General features: G+C 71.4%; 14 protein-coding genes and 2 pseudogenes. 1 reads left to right on the forward strand and 15 read right to left on the reverse strand.

Translation table 11 applies throughout. The features are described 5' to 3' along the window. The 12 genes and pseudogenes from H504_RS34550 to dacB form a co-directional block, all read right to left on the reverse strand. Nucleotides 1-501, reverse strand: a 501-nt coding sequence (locus tag H504_RS34550) for a DUF6779 domain-containing protein (RefSeq protein WP_035304038.1), incomplete at its 3' end; no start/stop codon positions are given. A gap of 55 nt (nucleotides 502-556) precedes the next feature. Further along, nucleotides 557-1018 (reverse strand): DUF3180 domain-containing protein, encoded by a 462-nt coding sequence (locus tag H504_RS0111355; RefSeq protein WP_026422858.1) that lies wholly within the window; start codon nucleotides 1016-1018, stop codon nucleotides 557-559. After that, the gene (folK, locus tag H504_RS0111360) at nucleotides 1015-1500 is read right to left on the reverse strand and encodes a 2-amino-4-hydroxy-6-hydroxymethyldihydropteridine diphosphokinase (protein ID WP_026422859.1); all 486 of its coding nucleotides are present in this window, start codon (nucleotides 1498-1500) and stop codon (nucleotides 1015-1017) included. The genes H504_RS0111355 and folK overlap by 4 nt, the downstream gene beginning before the upstream one ends. Beyond that, a complete protein-coding gene (folB, locus tag H504_RS0111365; RefSeq protein ID WP_026422860.1) occupies nucleotides 1497-1862 on the reverse strand; it encodes a dihydroneopterin aldolase in 366 nt (121 codons plus the stop codon). Before folB ends, folK begins: the two co-directional genes overlap by 4 nt. Then, nucleotides 1859-2656 (reverse strand): dihydropteroate synthase, encoded by a 798-nt coding sequence (gene folP / locus H504_RS0111370; protein ID WP_035304076.1) that lies wholly within the window; start codon nucleotides 2654-2656, stop codon nucleotides 1859-1861. The genes folB and folP overlap by 4 nt, the downstream gene beginning before the upstream one ends. A gap of 32 nt (nucleotides 2657-2688) precedes the next feature. Beyond that, nucleotides 2689-3036, reverse strand: a pseudogene (gene folE / locus H504_RS34555) (GTP cyclohydrolase I); the annotation flags it as partial. 489 nt (nucleotides 3037-3525) lie between these two features. Then, nucleotides 3526-3807 (reverse strand): annotated as a pseudogene (locus tag H504_RS34560) (GTP cyclohydrolase I); the annotation flags it as partial. Nucleotides 3808-3850: 43 nt separating this feature from the next. Beyond that, nucleotides 3851-6205 carry an ATP-dependent zinc metalloprotease FtsH gene (gene ftsH, locus H504_RS0111385; RefSeq protein ID WP_026422862.1) on the reverse strand — a complete coding sequence of 785 codons (2355 nt, stop codon included), beginning with the start codon at nucleotides 6203-6205 and terminating at the stop codon, nucleotides 3851-3853. A gap of 227 nt (nucleotides 6206-6432) precedes the next feature. Further along, nucleotides 6433-6984, reverse strand: a complete 552-nt coding sequence (gene hpt, locus H504_RS0111390; protein WP_026422863.1) for a hypoxanthine phosphoribosyltransferase — start codon at nucleotides 6982-6984, stop codon at nucleotides 6433-6435. An 11-nt stretch (nucleotides 6985-6995) separates the two neighbouring features. Beyond that, on the reverse strand, nucleotides 6996-7961 hold the full coding sequence (gene tilS / locus H504_RS0111395) for a tRNA lysidine(34) synthetase TilS (RefSeq protein ID WP_026422864.1): 966 nt from the start codon (nucleotides 7959-7961) through the stop codon (nucleotides 6996-6998). Beyond that, nucleotides 7958-9031 carry a zinc-dependent metalloprotease gene (locus H504_RS0111400; RefSeq protein WP_084467566.1) on the reverse strand — a complete coding sequence of 358 codons (1074 nt, stop codon included), beginning with the start codon at nucleotides 9029-9031 and terminating at the stop codon, nucleotides 7958-7960. The genes tilS and H504_RS0111400 overlap by 4 nt, the downstream gene beginning before the upstream one ends. A 60-nt stretch (nucleotides 9032-9091) precedes the next feature. Continuing rightward, nucleotides 9092-11377: a D-alanyl-D-alanine carboxypeptidase/D-alanyl-D-alanine endopeptidase gene (gene dacB / locus H504_RS38595; RefSeq protein ID WP_157440354.1), complete on the reverse strand. Its 2286-nt coding sequence runs from the start codon at nucleotides 11375-11377 to the stop codon at nucleotides 9092-9094. Nucleotides 11378-11472: 95 nt separating this feature from the next. On the opposite strand from dacB, the gene H504_RS0111410 reads away from it, so the two are divergent. Further along, complete coding sequence (locus tag H504_RS0111410) at nucleotides 11473-11970, forward strand: inorganic diphosphatase (RefSeq protein ID WP_026422866.1); 498 nt, start codon at nucleotides 11473-11475, stop codon at nucleotides 11968-11970. Nucleotides 11971-12106: 136 nt separating this feature from the next. Here the strand turns inward: H504_RS0111410 and H504_RS0111415 are convergent, their stop codons facing one another. From H504_RS0111415 to H504_RS0111425, 3 genes are all read right to left on the reverse strand, one after another. Beyond that, a complete protein-coding gene (locus H504_RS0111415; protein WP_026422867.1) occupies nucleotides 12107-13765 on the reverse strand; it encodes an MDR family MFS transporter in 1659 nt (552 codons plus the stop codon). Then, a complete protein-coding gene (locus H504_RS34570; RefSeq protein ID WP_051385745.1) occupies nucleotides 13765-14322 on the reverse strand; it encodes a MarR family winged helix-turn-helix transcriptional regulator in 558 nt (185 codons plus the stop codon). Before H504_RS34570 ends, H504_RS0111415 begins: the two co-directional genes overlap by 1 nt. A 161-nt stretch (nucleotides 14323-14483) precedes the next feature. Continuing rightward, a complete protein-coding gene (locus H504_RS0111425) occupies nucleotides 14484-15737 on the reverse strand; it encodes a serine hydroxymethyltransferase (RefSeq protein WP_026422868.1) in 1254 nt (417 codons plus the stop codon). Between the last annotated feature and the right edge of the window lie 30 nt (nucleotides 15738-15767).

Here is a 15767-nt window from a genome sequence, read left to right on the forward strand (position 1 = left end):
GAGGTGGCGGATGGGGGGTTTGGCGGCGGCGGGGATGGCGCCGCGCATCCTGGTGGCTTCGGCGTGGAGGGCGAAGCGTTCCACCAGGACTTCGCCCCCGAGCAGGCTCTCCAGGGTCTTCCGCAGGCCCTGCAGTTCATCGCGGAGGGCGGCGAGGTCGTCGGCGGCCTCCTGCTCGACCTTGCGGCGGGTGGTGGCCTCGAACTCGACCTCGTACTCGCGCCTGGCGGCGACCTCGCGTTCCAGTTCGGTCTCGTAGACCTGGTGCAGGTGCGCGGCCTCGTCGGCGCGGTCGGCGACCTGGCGGCGGTAGCGGGCGGCGAGGAAGGCCCCGGCCAGGGCCGCCCAGAGCGCGGCGACGACGCCCAGGCGCAGCCAGCGCACGGAGTCGCTGAGCACCAGGACGGCGGTGGAGGCCAGGGCCAGCCCTAAAGCGGCGAACAGCAAGGCGCGCGCCGCTTGGGAGCCCCGCGCCGGGGTGGGGTCGGTCTGGCCCGTCATGGTGCCTACCGTACCGGGCCGTTATCTCCGCGAGATCAAATGGAGCGAACCAAGTTCACCTGTTCGGGTCTTGTCGCTGGTCATCGGGGTTGCCCGGGGTACGGCAGCAGAACTCGAGCCAGACGGCGGCCGCGATGAGCGCCGCGGCGCAGGCCGCACCGACCACGGCGCTGGCGATGTCGTGCTTCGCGGCGTCGAAGTTCGCGCTCTCCGGGGCGACGTAGCCCAGCACACCGAGCCAGGCACCGAGCATGATCGAGCCGAGCAGGGACGAGGCCTTGGCCAGCGCGACGGCGCGGGCGGCGGTGAGCGGTTGGACGGCTTTGTCCTCGGCCCGGATGCGGCCGCGCAGCGCGAAACCGAACAGCGCCTCGACGACGGCGAGCACCAATAGGGTGATTCCGGCGAGCCGCGGCAGCGGGGGCAGGACGCCGTAGAGCAGCCGCAGCGCGAGGTACACGACGACGGCGGTGACGAGACCGGCCGGGACGAGGTCGCGCGCCTTGGTGGGCTTCATCGCAGCTCCAGGTCGTCGCGTCTGCGCACCCCGGCGGTGTCCAGGTCGGCCAGCAGGTCGTCGGCCCGGCCGCGACCGGGGACGACGGCGTCGGGGTCGATGTCGAGCCAGGGGACCAACACCGTGGCGCGTTCGTGCGTGCCCGGGTGCGGCAGCAGCAACTCCGGGTCGTCACTGCGCACGTCGTCCACGGTCACCACGTCCACATCGAGCGTCCGCGGCCCCCAGTGGAGTTCCCGGACTCGGCCTGCCGCGTTCTCTAGGGCCTGACCGCGTCGCAGCCACCCCCAGGCGTCGGTGGCTGGGTCATCCACCACACACACGGCGTTGAGGAAGTCGGGCTGGTCTGTCACGCCCCACGCCGCCGTCTCGTAGACCGGGGATACCGCGACAAGAGCCGACGACAGCCCGTCGATCGCGATGCGCAGGTTGGCCAACCGGTCGCCCAGGTTCGACCCGAGCGAGAGCACGGCGCGGCTCATCGGCGGCGGGAGCGGCGCACGGTGACCGCGACGTCGGCGAAGGTCAGTGGGATCGGCGCGCTCGGCTTGTGCACAGTGACCTCGACGGCGTGCACGCGCTCGTCGGTCATCTCCCCCTCGGCGATCTGCGCGGCGACCGCCTCGATGAGGTCGCGTGGCGGTCCGGCGACCACGGCCGCGGCGCGCTCGGCGAGTTCGCCGTAGTGGACGGTGTGCCGCAGGTCGTCGGTGTCGGCCGCGCGACCGAGATCGATCCACAGCGTGACGTCGACCACGAACTCCTGCCCGTCGCGCTTCTCGTGCGCGAAGACGCCGTGGTTGCCGCGTACCCGCAGCCCGGTGAGGGTGATCCGGTCGGTCATCGGCCTCCTGTCATGGCCGCGGCCACGGCGACCGCGTCGAGCGAGCGGCGCACGTCGTGCACGCGCACCCCCCACACCCCGGCGGCGGCGGCCAGCGCGGACACCGCGGCGGTGGCGTCCTCGCGGCCGCGCGGGGGACGGGGGGAACCGTACGGGTCGGCGAGCAGCTTGCCCAGGAAGCGTTTACGGGACACCCCGACCAGCACCGGGAAGCCGAGTTCGAGCAGGGCGTCGAGATCGCGCAGCAGCGCCCAGTTGTGGGCGCCGGTCTTGGCGAACCCGATGCCCGGGTCGATGGCGATGGCCCGCTCGGCCACGCCCGCCTGCAGCGCCGCGTCGACCCGGGCGAGCAGTTCGGCGCGGACCTCGGCGACGACGTCGGTGTACTCGGCGAGGGCGTGCATGTCGCGGCTGTGGCCGCGCCAGTGCATCAAGATCCACGGGACGCCGGTGTCGGCGGCCACCCTGGCCATGTCCGGGTCGGCGAGGCCGCCGGACACGTCGTTGATCACGACCGCGCCCGCCCCGATGGCCGCCGCGGCGACCTTGGCCCGGGTGGTGTCCACGCTGACCTCGACCCCGGCCGCGGCGAGCTCCTTGATCACCGGCACCACCCTGGCGATCTCGATGTCGGCGTCCACCCGCTGGGCGCCCGGCCGGGTGGACTCGCCGCCGACGTCGACCAGGTCGGCGCCGCTGCCCCAGATCGCCACCCCGTGCGCGACGGCGTCGTCGAGGTGCAGGTAGCGGCCGCCGTCGGAGAACGAGTCCGGGGTGACGTTGAGCACGCCCATCACCGCGCACCGGCCGGGGCTGGGCAGCAGCGTCACCGGCTCCGCCCGTTGATCAGTTGGATCGCCTCCGCCCGGGACGAGGCCGAGGACTTGAGCAGGCCGCGCAGCGCGGAGGTGGTGGTGCGGGCGCCGGGTTTGCGGATGCCGCGCATGGCCATGCAGAGGTGTTCGGCCTCGATGACCACGATCACCCCGCGCGGGTCCAGCTTGCGCACCAGCGCGTCGGCGATCTGCGAGGTGAGCCGCTCCTGCACCTGGGGGCGCTTGGCGTAGAGGTCGACCAGGCGGGCCAGTTTGGACAGTCCGGTGACCCGGCCCTTGTCGTTGGGGATGTAGCCGACGTGGGCGTGGCCGTGGAAGGGCACCAGGTGGTGTTCGCAGTTGTGCGTGAGGTGCCCGGCGATGAGGAACGTGGGGTGAGGATCGCAGGTGAAGCTGTGGACGGTGGTCTCGGCGGCCACCGCCCGGACCGACTCGACGCGGACCCACTGGGACTGGCCGAGCGTGGTCGTGTGCGCGGACCGGGCGAAACCGTGGCGCAGCAACCACTCCGCGTCATCGTTCGGGGCCCCGACGGTGATGAGTTCGCGGGCGGGCGCGGCATGTCCGGTCCACTCCACATGGGACCCGGCGACGTGCGCGGCCTCGGTCCAGCCGTGCGGGGTGGCGAGCGGGTGGTCGGCGGTGACGGTGAACGACCCCGCCGCCGTGGTCACCTCGACCAGCGCCGCCGAGCGCTTCGCTGTGACACCAACCACAGTGGTCTCGGTCAGCCGACCGGCCACCAGCGTCCACAGTGGAGTGCCGACCCGGACGTCCCGCGCCGCCAGCGGCCCGCCGACCGCGTCGACCGGCTGGTCGGCGGGCACGCAGGTGGAGTACATCGGGATGTCGGTGACGAGGACGAGCTCCTCGTGGCTCTCGTCGAACGTCTTGTCCAGCACGGTGTCCGGCTCGGTGTACAGGCCCGCGAAGAGTTCCGCGTACGCCCGCGCCACCCGGGCGGGTGTCTCCAGCAGACCGTCCCGGTCCGGGTCCTCGCCACAGGCCAACAGGAGTTCGCGGATCGCCTTCTCCGCGCGGACCCGGTCGAACACCGGGGCCGGGCCGTCCTCACTGAACGTCCCGACCCCGTCACGGCTCATCGTCATCGGTACCTCCGGATCGTCGCGGCGCTTCGCCGCCACCATCGCATCAGGAACCGTTCGAGCGCCCACCGGAGTCCTGATCCCGAGTGGTGGGATCGGTCGGCTGGTCGCCGGACTGCTGCTCGCCCCACGGCTGCTGCCAGGTCGGGTGCGGCCGGTTGGGGTTGGTCGCCGGGGTCCACCCGGGCGGGGCGCCGTAGTTCGGCGGACCCGCGTTGCGACCGGCCTGGTTGCCGTACGGGCTCCCGTACGGCTGGGACCCGTAGGGCTGCTGGGAACCCTGGGAACCCTGGGAGCCGTAGTGCGGTGGCGATCCGTACGGCGGCGGCGTGCCGTTGGGGCCCGCGCCGTTGTTGCCCGGGGGGAGGTCCGGGGTGCCCCGCGGCGGACCGCCGGGTAGGTCGCCCGCGCCGGGGATGGCGCCGACCGGGGTGGGCACCGGCTCCCGCGGGTTGTCCTCCGGCCACGGCTCACCGCGTTCGATGGCCTGCTCGCGGCGGGTCTTGATCGGCGGCTTGTCCGACGGGGTGCGCTCGCCGAAGTCGTTGAACGCGGTGATCCTTGGCCGCTTCTCCACCTTCGAGAAGATCCGCTCCAGGTCCTTGCGGGTCAACGTCTCCTTCTCCAGGAGCTCCTCGACGAGGTCGTCGAGGACGTCGCGGTAGGTGTTGAGCACGTCCCACGCCTCGGTGTGCGCGGCCTCGATCAGCGCGCGCACCTCCTCGTCGATCTCGTGCGCGACCTCGAGCGAGTAGTCCGCGCCGTGGCCCATCGAGCGGCCGAGGAACGGGTCGCCCTGGTCCTGGCCGTAGCGGACCGCACCGAGCCGGGCGCTCATGCCGTACTCGGTGACCATCGCCTTGGCGATCTTGGTGGCCTGGTCGATGTCGCTGGACGCGCCGGTGGTCGGCTCGTGGAAGACCAGTTCCTCCGCGGAGCGGCCGCCGAGCGCGAACACGAGCCGGGCGATCATCTCCGAGCGGGTCATCAACTGCTTGTCGTCCTCGGGGACGACCAGCGCGTGCCCGCCGGTGCGCCCGCGCGGCAGGATGGTGAGCTTGTACACCGGCTCCAGGTCCGGCATCGCCCACGCGGCCAGCGCGTGCCCGCCCTCGTGGTAGGCGGTGATCTTCTTCTCCTTGTCGGAGATGATCCGGCTCTTGCGGGCCGGACCGCCGATCACCCGGTCGACCGACTCCTCCAACGCGGACGCGGTGATCAGCGACCCGTTCTGCCGGGCGGTCAGCAGCGCCGCCTCGTTGAGCACGTTGGCCAGGTCGGCGCCGGACATGCCGACGGTGCGCTTGGCCAGGCCGTCGAGGTCGACGTCCGGGCCCATCGGCTTGCCCTTGCCGTGCACCTGCAGGATCTTCTTGCGGCCCATCAGGTCGGGCGCGGACACCGGGATCTGCCGGTCGAACCGGCCGGGGCGCAGCAGCGCCGGGTCCAGGATGTCCGGCCGGTTGGTGGCCGCGATCAGGATGATGCCGCCGCGCGCGTCGAAGCCGTCCATCTCGACCAGCAACTGGTTGAGGGTCTGCTCGCGCTCGTCGTGCCCGCCGCCGAGGCCCGCGCCGCGCTGGCGGCCGACCGCGTCGATCTCGTCGACGAAGATGATGCACGGCGCGTTCTGCTTGGCCTGCTCGAACAGGTCGCGCACCCGGGAGGCGCCGACCCCGACGAACATCTCGACGAAGTCCGAGCCGGAGATCGAGTAGAACGGCACCCCGGCCTCACCGGCGACCGCCCTGGCCAGCAGCGTCTTGCCGGTGCCCGGCGGGCCGTAGAGCAGCACACCCTTGGGGATCTTGGCGCCGAGCGCCTGGTAGCGGGCCGGGTTCTGCAGGAAGTCCTTGATCTCGTGCAGTTCCTCGACGGCCTCGTCGGCACCGGCCACGTCGCCGAAGGTGGTCTTCGGCATGTCCTTGGGCAACTGCTTGGCCTTGGACTTGCCGAAGTTGAGCACCCGGTTCCCGCCGCCCTGGACGTTGTTCATCATCCACATCAGCAGCAGCAACAGCAGCGCCAGCGGGATGAGGAAGATCAGGATCTGGGTGAGGAAGGAGTCCTGGGTGACCGTGGTCTTGAAGTCGATCCCGGTCTTGCCGATCAGGTCCTTGTAGACCTCGTCGGACGCCCCGCTCGGGTACTGCGTGATGATCTGGGTGACCTGTTGCCCGTCTTGGTCGATCGGGGCGGTCAGGGTCAGCTTGAGCTGCTGCTCCTTGTCACCCATCTCGGCGGACTTGACGTTGCCCGCGGTGATCTGCGCGATGGCTTTCGACGTGGGCACCGAGGTGAAACCACGCGTGTCGTCGAACAGCATGCTGAAGGCGAAGTAGATCAGCAACACCGCCAGGATCCACAGCAGCGGGTTGCGAAGCAGGCGCTTGCGGTCCATTCACTTACGGCCGCGAGGCGGCCTCCACCCTCCCTGACGTGCACTGAGGGCAATGACGACCCATTACCCGGCCGGACGGGGCACACTCCGGTCCCACCAGAGTACCGTCCGCGCTGGCGCCCTCACCGGGCGAAGTGCCGGCTGGACGCGCAACAGGGACAACGTGCCGGAGACGGCTCCGGTTCCCGGGGTACCCCTCTCCCCCGCCGCCCACCCGGACGAGGGAATCAACTCGTATAAACGCGCGGGTCCAGGGTGCCGATGTAGGGCAGGTCGCGGTAGCGCTCGGCGAAGTCGAGGCCGTAGCCGACGACGAACTCGTTCGGGATCTCGAACCCGATGTACTTCACCGGCACGTCGACCTTGACCGCGTCCGGTTTGCGCAGCAGCGTGCAGACCTCCAGCGAGCGGGGCCCGCGCGAGGCGAGGTTCTTCAGCAGCCAGGACAGGGTCAGCCCGGAGTCGATGATGTCCTCGACGATGAGCACGTCGCGGCCCGCGATGTCCCGGTCGAGGTCCTTGAGGATGCGCACCACCCCGGAGGACGAGGTGGCCGACCCGTAGGAGCTGACCGCCATGAACTCCAGTTGCACCGGGACCGGCAGCGCCCTGGCCAGGTCGGTCATGAACATGACCGCGCCCTTGAGCACGCCGACCAGCACCAGGTCCGCCCCACCTGTCCCCGGGTAGTCGGCCCCCACCTGCTTGGCCAGTTCGGCGATCTTCTCGGCCAACTGCTGCTCGGTGATCAACACGGAGGCGATGTCGCCGTCGTACACGCCTTCCCCTCTCAGGTTTCCGGGCGTTCGCGGGTGAGCCTGCCATGCGCGCGGCGCGCCACCAAGCCACCCGGCAGGACGATCCCCCGTTGACCGTGCCAATCGGACACCAGCGTGTCCGCGGCGCGCAGGTGGGCGTCGGTCAGCTCGGCTACCCCGCCCTGGACGAGCCAGCTCCGCAGTACCCGGCGGCGCACGGCGGGGTGCAGTGTGGTGAGTTCCGCCACGTCCAAATCGTCGCCAACCGTTGCCTTAAGAAGCGCGTCGGCGGCGATCGCGTCGAGTGCGGTGAGGTCTTCGCGGAGCTGGTCGGCGGTGCGGGCGAGTGCCGCGGGGACGCCCCCCTGGAGGACTTCGTCGAGCAGGGGGAGGACTTCGTGGCGCAGCCGCACCCGGGTGAAGCGGGGGTCGGTGTTGTGCGGGTCCTGCCACGGGGTGAGGCCGAGGGCGGCGCAGGCGGCGAGGGTGGTGGCGCGCGGGACGGCGAGCAGTGGGCGGGCCCAGGGCCGGTCGGTGGCGCGCATGCCCGCGATGGAACGCGGACCGGAGCCGCGGCCGAGTCCGAGGAGGACGGTCTCGGCCTGGTCGTCGCGGGTGTGGCCGAGCAGGACCCAGTCGCCCTCGGCGGCGGTGCTCAGGGCGGCGTAGCGGGCGCGGCGGGCGGCGGCCTCCACGCCGCCCTTGCCGTTGACCACGACGGGGAGGACTTGGACGTCGTCCAAGCCGAGCGCGGTGAGCTGGGCGGCGACCCGCGCCGAGGTGTCGGCGGAACCGGTCTGCAGCCCGTGGTCGACGATGAGACCGTCCACGCGCAAACCGGCTTTGTGACCGACGTGGTGCGCGGCAGCGGCTAGAGCCAACGAGTCCGCGCCGCCGGAAACGGCGACGGTAACCCTGTCGCGCGGATCGACCTGGGTGAGCAAGTCGCGCACGGCTCGCCTGACGTCGGCGACGGCAGGGTGGGGCTTGCCGCTCACGCGACGCGGCGTATCCACGCGGCCGGGTCACCCAGTTCGGACCGCAACGGCAAGGTCTCCGGGGACGTCCAGATCACGTTGAAGCGCTCCATGCCAAGCTCGTCGACCACGTGCTTGGTGAACTTGGCGCCCACCGCGTACTGCTTCATCTTCGCGTCGACCCCCAAGAGGCCGCGCAGGACCCGGTCGAGCAGGCCGCCGCCTCGCCTACGTGCGGTGAACCGTTCGCGGATCGTGAACACGGTCGGCACGACCACCGGGCCGACCGCGTCCATGACGTGGTCGGCGTGGCCCTCCAAGAGGGTCGAGATGGCGATAAGACGGTCGAAGATGGCTTTCTGCTCGGGCGCCTGGAGCATCTCCACGAGCGCGAGAGGCCCACTGGACGAGGTAGCCGAGTCTGGCTTGCTGCGCGCCGACTTCAACAGCTCCGGAAGACGCGCCATGGCACCGTTGGCGCTGTCGTCGAGCCCCGTGAGGAACGCGGCGACCTGCCCTTGGAAGTACGCCCGCAGCCACGGGACTGCGGTGAACTGCAGCCGGTGGGTGCACTCGTGCAGGCACACCCACATCCGGAAGTCCTCCGGCGGCACGTCCAGCGCCTGGTGCGCGGCCACGATGTTCGGCGCGACCAGCAGCAGCCTGCCGCCGTCGCCGCCGAACGGGTCGTACTGGCCGAGGACGCGGCCGCTCAGGTACGCCAGCACCATCCCGGCCTGCACCCCGGCCGTCCCGGCGAGCACCCCGCCGACGACCCTGCTGGGCCGGTTCGGCAGCGACCCGGTGGTCAGGCCCGCGATGCTGTCGGCGGCGGCCTGGATCCAGTCGCCCCGGTCGACCACGTCGCCCGGCAGCAGCGGCAGCCCGTCGCCCAGGCCGGTCACCTGGCGGACGTGCGCCTCGGCGTCGGCGGTCACCTCGCGGAGCCTGCCGACGGTGTGCTCGGCGACCTCCCGGCTCACCACCGGACCGGGGCGGGCCAGCCGCCGCGCGGTCGACACCGCCAGGTCCCAGTCGACCGGCGGCGCCCCACCCGTCGACTTCACCACGTCCGCGCCGGTCGTGTTCACCCTCTCGACGTTACCCGAGTGGGGGTGACCGGCCGTACAACCAGTCGGGGTGCGCCCGCGCTACTTGCAGCCGCACTGGCGCAGCGCGGCCGCCACCGCGTCCAGCGCGGGCTGGGCGGCCGCCGGGACCGACCCGTTCGACATGAGCGCGAAGACGAGCAACCGGCCGTCACTGTCGAGCACGACCCCGGCCAGCGAGCTGACGCTGGAGAGGGTGCCGGTCTTGGCGCGCACCCAGCCCTTGCCCGGGGACGCGGCAGGCCCTTGGTACCGGCCTGCCAGGGTGCCGCTGCCGCCCGCGACCGGCAGCGCGCCGAGCAGTGGCCGCAGCTTCGCGGTGCGCGGGTCGGAGCCGTCCGGCGCGGCGGCGACGCGGAGGATGTCGGCGAGCAGCGCGACGCTCACCTGGTTCAAAGTGGACAGTCCACTGCCGTCGTTGAGCTTGAGCGTGCTGACGTCGAACCCGTTGTCGCCCAAGGTCTTCAGCACGGCCTGGACGGCGCCGGTGAACGAGACGGGCTGGCCCGCCGTCTTGGCGACCTCGCGCGCGATGCCCTCGGCGAGCACGTTGTCCGAGCGCTGCAGGGTATTGTCGACCAGCTCCACCATCGGCGCCGACCGGATCTCGCCGAGCACCTTGGCGTCCGCGGGCGGCTCGGCGGTGGCCTTGGCGGGCACCGTGGCGCCGATCCGCTTGGCGAACTCCTCGGCGAAGGTCCGGGCCGGGTTGGCCGACCGCGGCGAGACGGCCTTGGTCGGGTCGGCGCGGCCGCCGTCGAGCATCACCGGGACCATCGGCGCGATGTAGCCGCCCGCGACGTCGGCGGGCTCCCAGCCCTTGGCGATGTTGTCGCCGGTGTAGCGGTCCAGGTCGAGCAGGACGGTGTCGACCGGGCCCTTCGCCCGCACCTGGGTGACGAGGTCGTCGAGGTGCGCGGCCCCGGGGTAGACGGTGGTCTTGCCCGCCGCGAACGACGAGACGGTCGGGTCGCCGCCGCCGATGATGACCACGGCGCCCGGCTTGTCGCCCGCGACGACCTTGGTGGTCAACTGCTCGGCGTGCGGCACCGCCAGCAGCGCCGCGGCGCAGGTCAGCAGCTTGGCGGTGGAGGCGGGGACCAGCGTGGTCTGCGCGTTCTGGGCGAACAGCACGGTGCCGGTCGCCGGGTCGACGACGGTGCCGGTCAGCGTGCTCAGCCCCGGGTCGGCCACCGGCCCGGCCAGTGCCCTGGCCACCCCGGCGGCGGTCGGCGCGGGCGAGTCGGCACCCGGGGCCTTCAGCGTCGGGGTGAACGGCACCGCGGCGGCGGGCGGGGCGACGGCCTGCGCGGTCTCGGTCTTGGTGATGCCCAACTTGTCCTTGAGGCCCGGCACGAACTGCACCGCGGCGGCGGCGCCCAGCACGAGCACCACGAGCACCGACATCAGGACCAGCATGCCGATCCGCGGTCGCCTCGGCTCCGCGGCGGGCTCGGTGTGCGGGGAACGCTCGGGGACGGCGTCGGACCACGGCTCGGTCTCCGGCTCCGGCCGGACCGGGTTCGGCTCCGGCCCGACATCGGCGACCTTGATGACCTGGGTGCGCTCGGCCTGGCTCGGCGGCGGCACGGCCGGTCGGGCCATCCCCCGGGTCGACCCGTCCTGGCCGCCGCGCCGCGGACCGCCGGGCGGCACCGGCGCACCCGGCCGGTCCGGTCGCCCACCGCCGGGCGCGACGCCCGGCCACGGCCCCTGACCGGTCGCGCCCTGCGGCGGGCGCCCAGGCAGGCCGGACAGGCCAGTCGAGCCGGGCAGGCCAGGGCCAGGCGGGCCTGCTGGTCGCTGGGGACCGGCCTGCGGCGGGCCTGGGCGGCCACCGGGACCGGACGGGCGGACCGGCTGGGAGCGGGACGGCACCGCGAACGCGGCGGTGGCACCGCTGTCCGGGGCAGCCGGTGTGGCCGTGGGCTGGGTCACCCCGCTGTCGGCGGCGCGCGGATCGGCGACCGGGCGGGTCACCTTGGTCGGGGTCTCGGTGGGTTTGGTGGGCCTGGTGGGCTTCGTGGGCGAATCACCCGAACGTGCGGCCCGGGTTTCGGGCGTGTCGGGGACGTGGGTCTCGTCACGTAACGCGGCGGCGGCACCGCTCGGGGTGGTCGTCCCGGCGGGGTCGACGAGGCCGTCGTCGTCGTTCGTCGGCCACGCCGCGGCTTCTTCCGCGGGCCAGCGCGGGCTGTTCTCCGGCACGTCAACAGGACGTTCGGCCTGGTCACCAGGTTGCCGGTGGTTCGGGTCCGGCCCGGCCCCGTGCTCTGTCCCCGACTGCGCCAACGCCGCGCCCTCCCCCTCCGGTACTGCGAAAGTCACACCCGGATCGGTTCGGGCCGGGGCGACGCCGTGGTCCACACTAGTGAGGTAACCGAGCAGGGGTAGCAGAGGCGAGCAGGAGCGAGGAAAAGCCCGTGGAGTTCGACGTCACCATCGAGATCCCCAAGGGGAATCGCAACAAGTACGAGATGGACCACGAAACGGGACGCATCCGGCTCGACCGCACCCTGTTCACGGCGACCCAGTACCCGGCCGACTACGGCTTCATCGACAACACCCTCGGTGAGGACGGCGACCCGCTGGACGCGCTCGTGCTGGTGCAGGAGCCGACCTTCCCCGGCTGCCTGATCCGGGCCCGCGCCATCGGCATGTTCCGGATGACCGACGAGAAGGGCGGCGACGACAAGGTCCTGTGCGTCCCGTCGCACGACCCGCGCACCGAGCACCTGCGCGACATCCACCACCTGGCGGAGTTCCACCGCCTGGAGATCCAGCACTTCTTCGAGGTGTACAAGGACCTGGAGCCGGGCAAGAGCGTCGAGGGCGCGAGCTGGGTGGGTCGCACCGAGGCCGAGGCGGAGATCCACCGCTCGTACGAGCGGCTCAAGGAGTCGGGCCTGACGCTGCACTAGTCCGCACTAGTCCGCGCAGCCCACGAAAACGCCCCCAGGCCACCTGCGAGCCCGGGGGCGTTTGCCGTTGCGCGCGAACGCGAACCGGCCCCGCACTCACCTGGAGTGCGGGGCCGGTTCGGTCTTGTGCAGCCGATCAGTGCATGGCGACGGCGGCCGGGGCGACCTCGCCCGCCTCAGCGGCGGCCTCGGCGGCCCGCTGGATGCCGGACTTGTTCGACAGCGGCTTCTCCTTGAGGAACCAGATCAGCGCGAAGGCGACCAGCGTCACCGCGCCACCGACCAGGAAGACCGTGTCCAGCGAGCTGGCGAACCCGGACAGGATCGGCCGGGCCAGCGTCGGGTCGAGGTGGTTGATGAACGAGGTGTCGTTCAGGTCCACGCCACCGCCACCGGAGAGGCCCTTGGCGAACTGCGGGTTCGCCTGCAGCGCCTGCAGGAACGCCGGGTCGGACCTGGCCGAGCTGAACGCGTCGCTGATGCGGCCACCGACGACGCTGAACAGGATGGACAGGAACACCGCGGTGCCGACGGTACCGCCGATGGACCGGAAGAACGTCGCCGAGGAGGTGGCCACGCCCATGTCCTTGACCGGGACGTCGTTCTGGATGGCCAGGATCAGGGTCTGCATGCACAGGCCGAGGCCCGCGCCCGCCAGCACCATCACCAGCATGGTCTGCCACACCGGGGTGTCCACCCCGATCTGTCCGAACAGGAACAGCGCGGCGGTGGTCGCGGCCAGGCCGATGATCGGGAAGACCCGGTAGCGGCCGGTGCGGGAGATGATCTGACCGGAGCCGGTGGCGGCGACCAGGATGCCGAAGGTCATCGGCAGGGTCATCAGACCGGACTCGGTCGGCGTGGCGCCCTTGACGATCTGCAAGTACAGCGGCAGCGACATCATCATGCCGAACATGCCGACACCCATGACGAAGTTGACCACGTTGGTCAGCGCGAAGGTCCGGCCGCGGAACAGCCGCAGCGGCAGCAGCGCCGCGTCACCCATGCGCTTCTCGACGAACAGGAACGCGCCGAGCCCGACGACGCCGATGACGTACATCAGCACCGAGCGACCGGAGTCCCAGCCCCACTCGCGGCCCTGCTCGGCCACGATCAGCAGCGGCACCAGGCCGACGGTCAGCGCGATGGCGCCCCAGTAGTCGACCCGCTGGGCGACCTTGCGGTGCGGCACGTTGAGGAACCGGGCGACCACGATCAGCGCGACGATGCCGATCGGCACGTTGAGCAGGAACACCCAGCGCCAGCCCGCGAAGCCCGCGAAGGTGTTCAGGCCCGCGAAGAACCCGCCGACCACCGGACCGGCCACACTGGACAGACCCCAGACGGCCATGAAGTAGCCCTGGTACTTCGAGCGCTCACGCGGCGGCACCATGTCGGCGATGATCGCCAGCGCCAGCGACATGAGACCACCGGCACCGAGACCCTGCACCGCGCGGAACGCGGCGAGCTCGTACATCGAGTTCGAGATGCCGGACAGGATGGACCCGCCGAGGAAGAACGAGATCGCGGTCAGGTACATCGGCTTGCGACCGAAGATGTCCGACAGCTTGCCGTAGAGCGGGGTGGAGATGGTGGCCGTGATCAGGTAGGCGGTGGTGGCCCACGCCTGGATGGTCTGGCCGTTGAGCTGGTCGGCGATGGTCTTCATCGCCGAGGCCATGATCGTCTGGTCGAGCGCGGCGAGCAGCATGCCCAGCATGAGCCCGGACAGGACCGTCATGATCTGCCGGTGGCTCAGCCGCCCGGATTCGGCCTCCGTGACCGGAGCTGACATTACTTTCCCCCTTCGGAACGCGCGTGGGTGGCGCATTCGGTGATGAGTGTGGGCATGTGGTTCGCGTGGTCGGCGAGGAAGCGCTCGAACAGTCGGACGAAGGTGTCCAGATCCGCCGGATCCCAGTGCCGAACCATCCGGGCGAGTGAGAGCGCCATCCGGTTCCGCTGCTCCTTGAGCAGGTCGGTCCCGGCTTCGGTGACGGCGAGCAGGCTGGCCCGCCCGTCCTCCGGGTCGGCGCGCCGCTCGACCAGTCCGTCCTTGACCAGCGCCGCGACCTGGCGGCTGACCGTGGACGGGTCGGAGTGGATCGCCTCGGCGAGCGCGCTGGAGCGGCTCGGGCCGAGCACGATGAGGTTCTTCAGCAGCAGGATGGCTGACCGGTCCACACCGGCCTTGCTCATCCGCGCCGCGATGGTGGCCTGCTGTTTGCCGAAGGCGAACAGGGCGGTGGCCAGCCGCTGCCCCCGTTCGACCTCCTCGGCACGGAGTTCGACGGGGGTGTCGACCGCCCCGGTCCGGGGCTCGACGCCCTCGGCTGCCTCAGCCTGGGTCACGACACCTCCCGAGTTGCTTGCAACATCCAAGTAGTTGGTCGATACAAGCATGCGCTTTTCGGGTGACGGATCGCAAGCCCCTGACCTGCGACCCCGCTCACATCCCGAAACACCCCGGCACCGACATCGGTACCGGGGTGTTCAGGAGCTGTTAACGCAGGTCAGACCCACCCGGGCATCGGGTGGTCGGCGAGCAGCTCGCGCACCTCGGCGGCGATCTTGTCGATCTCGGTGTCGTCACCGGCAGCGACGGCCCGGTCGATCCACTCGGCCAACCGGGGCATGTGGTCGACGGTGAGGCCACGGGTTGTGACGGCCGAGGTTCCCAGCCGGACACCGGACGGGTCAAACGGTTTCCGGGTGTCGAAGGGCACCGAGTTGTAGTTCAGCTCGATCCCGGCCCGGTCCAGCGCCTTGGCCGCGGGCTTGCCACCGACGCCCTTGTTGCTCAGGTCGATGAGGATCAGGTGGTTGTCGGTACCGCCGGAGACCAGGTCGAACCCGCGGGCCAGCAGCGCGTCGGCCAGGGCCTTGGCGTTGGCGACGATGTTCGCCGCGTAGGTGCGGAACCCCGGTTGGGACGCCTCGCCCAGCGCGACCGCGATGGCGGCCGTGGTGTGGTTGTGCGGACCGCCCTGCAGGCCGGGGAACACGGCCTTGTCCAGCGGCTTCGCGAACTCGGCGTCCGACATCAGCATCGCGCCGCGCGGCCCGCGCAGCGTCTTGTGCGTGGTGGTCGAGATGATCCGCGCGTGCCCCACGGGCGACGGGTGCGCGCCACCGGCCACCAGACCGGCGATGTGCGCGATGTCGGCCACCAGCACCGCGTCCACCTCGCGGGCGATCTCGGCGAACCCGGCGAAGTCGATGGTGCGCGGGATCGCGGTACCACCGCAGAAGATCAGCTTCGGCCGCTCGGCCAGCGCCAGCGCGCGCACCTCGTCCAGGTCGACCCGGCCGGTGTCCTTGCGCACACCGTACTGCACCGAGCGGAACCACTTGCCGGTCGCGGACACGCCCCAGCCGTGCGTGAGGTGACCGCCCGCGGGCAGCGCCATCCCCATCACCGTGTCGCCCGGGTTCGCCAGCGCCAGGTAGACGGCCAGGTTCGCGGGCGACCCGGAGTACGGCTGCACGTTCGCGTGGTCCACGCCGAACAGGGCCTTCGCGCGCTCGATCGCCAGCGTCTCAACGGGATCGATGAACTGCTGGCCCTCGTAGTAGCGCTTGCCCGCGTACCCCTCGGAGTACTTGTTGGTGAGCACGGTCCCGGTCGCTTCCAGCACCGCGGCGGAGACGTAATTCTCGGAGGCGATCAGCCGGATCTTCTCGAACTGGCGGCGGGCCTCCCCCTCGACCAGGGCCGCGACCTGCGGGTCGGCGGCGGCGAGGTGTGGGATACCTGGCTGGTGCATGGCGTTCCTCCCAGAGCGTGCGGCGACGAG

This window comes from Actinokineospora inagensis DSM 44258 (assembly GCF_000482865.1).
GTDB lineage: Bacteria > Actinomycetota > Actinomycetes > Mycobacteriales > Pseudonocardiaceae > Actinokineospora > Actinokineospora inagensis.

Bases quoted from the DNA above. Each gene is read 5' to 3' on its own strand.
- H504_RS0111425 (WP_026422868.1), bottom strand. From the start codon at position 15,737: ATGCACCAGCCAGGTATCCCACACCTCGCCGCCGCCGACCCGCAGGTC.
- H504_RS0111415 (WP_026422867.1), bottom strand. From the start codon at position 13,765: ATGTCAGCTCCGGTCACGGAGGCCGAATCCGGGCGGCTGAGCCACCGG.
- folK (WP_026422859.1), bottom strand. From the start codon at position 1,500: ATGAGCCGCGCCGTGCTCTCGCTCGGGTCGAACCTGGGCGACCGGTTG.
- folB (WP_026422860.1), bottom strand. From the start codon at position 1,862: ATGACCGACCGGATCACCCTCACCGGGCTGCGGGTACGCGGCAACCAC.
- H504_RS0111355 (WP_026422858.1), bottom strand. From the start codon at position 1,018: ATGAAGCCCACCAAGGCGCGCGACCTCGTCCCGGCCGGTCTCGTCACC.
- folP (WP_035304076.1), bottom strand. From the start codon at position 2,656: ATGGGCGTGCTCAACGTCACCCCGGACTCGTTCTCCGACGGCGGCCGC.
- ftsH (WP_026422862.1), bottom strand. From the start codon at position 6,205: ATGGACCGCAAGCGCCTGCTTCGCAACCCGCTGCTGTGGATCCTGGCG.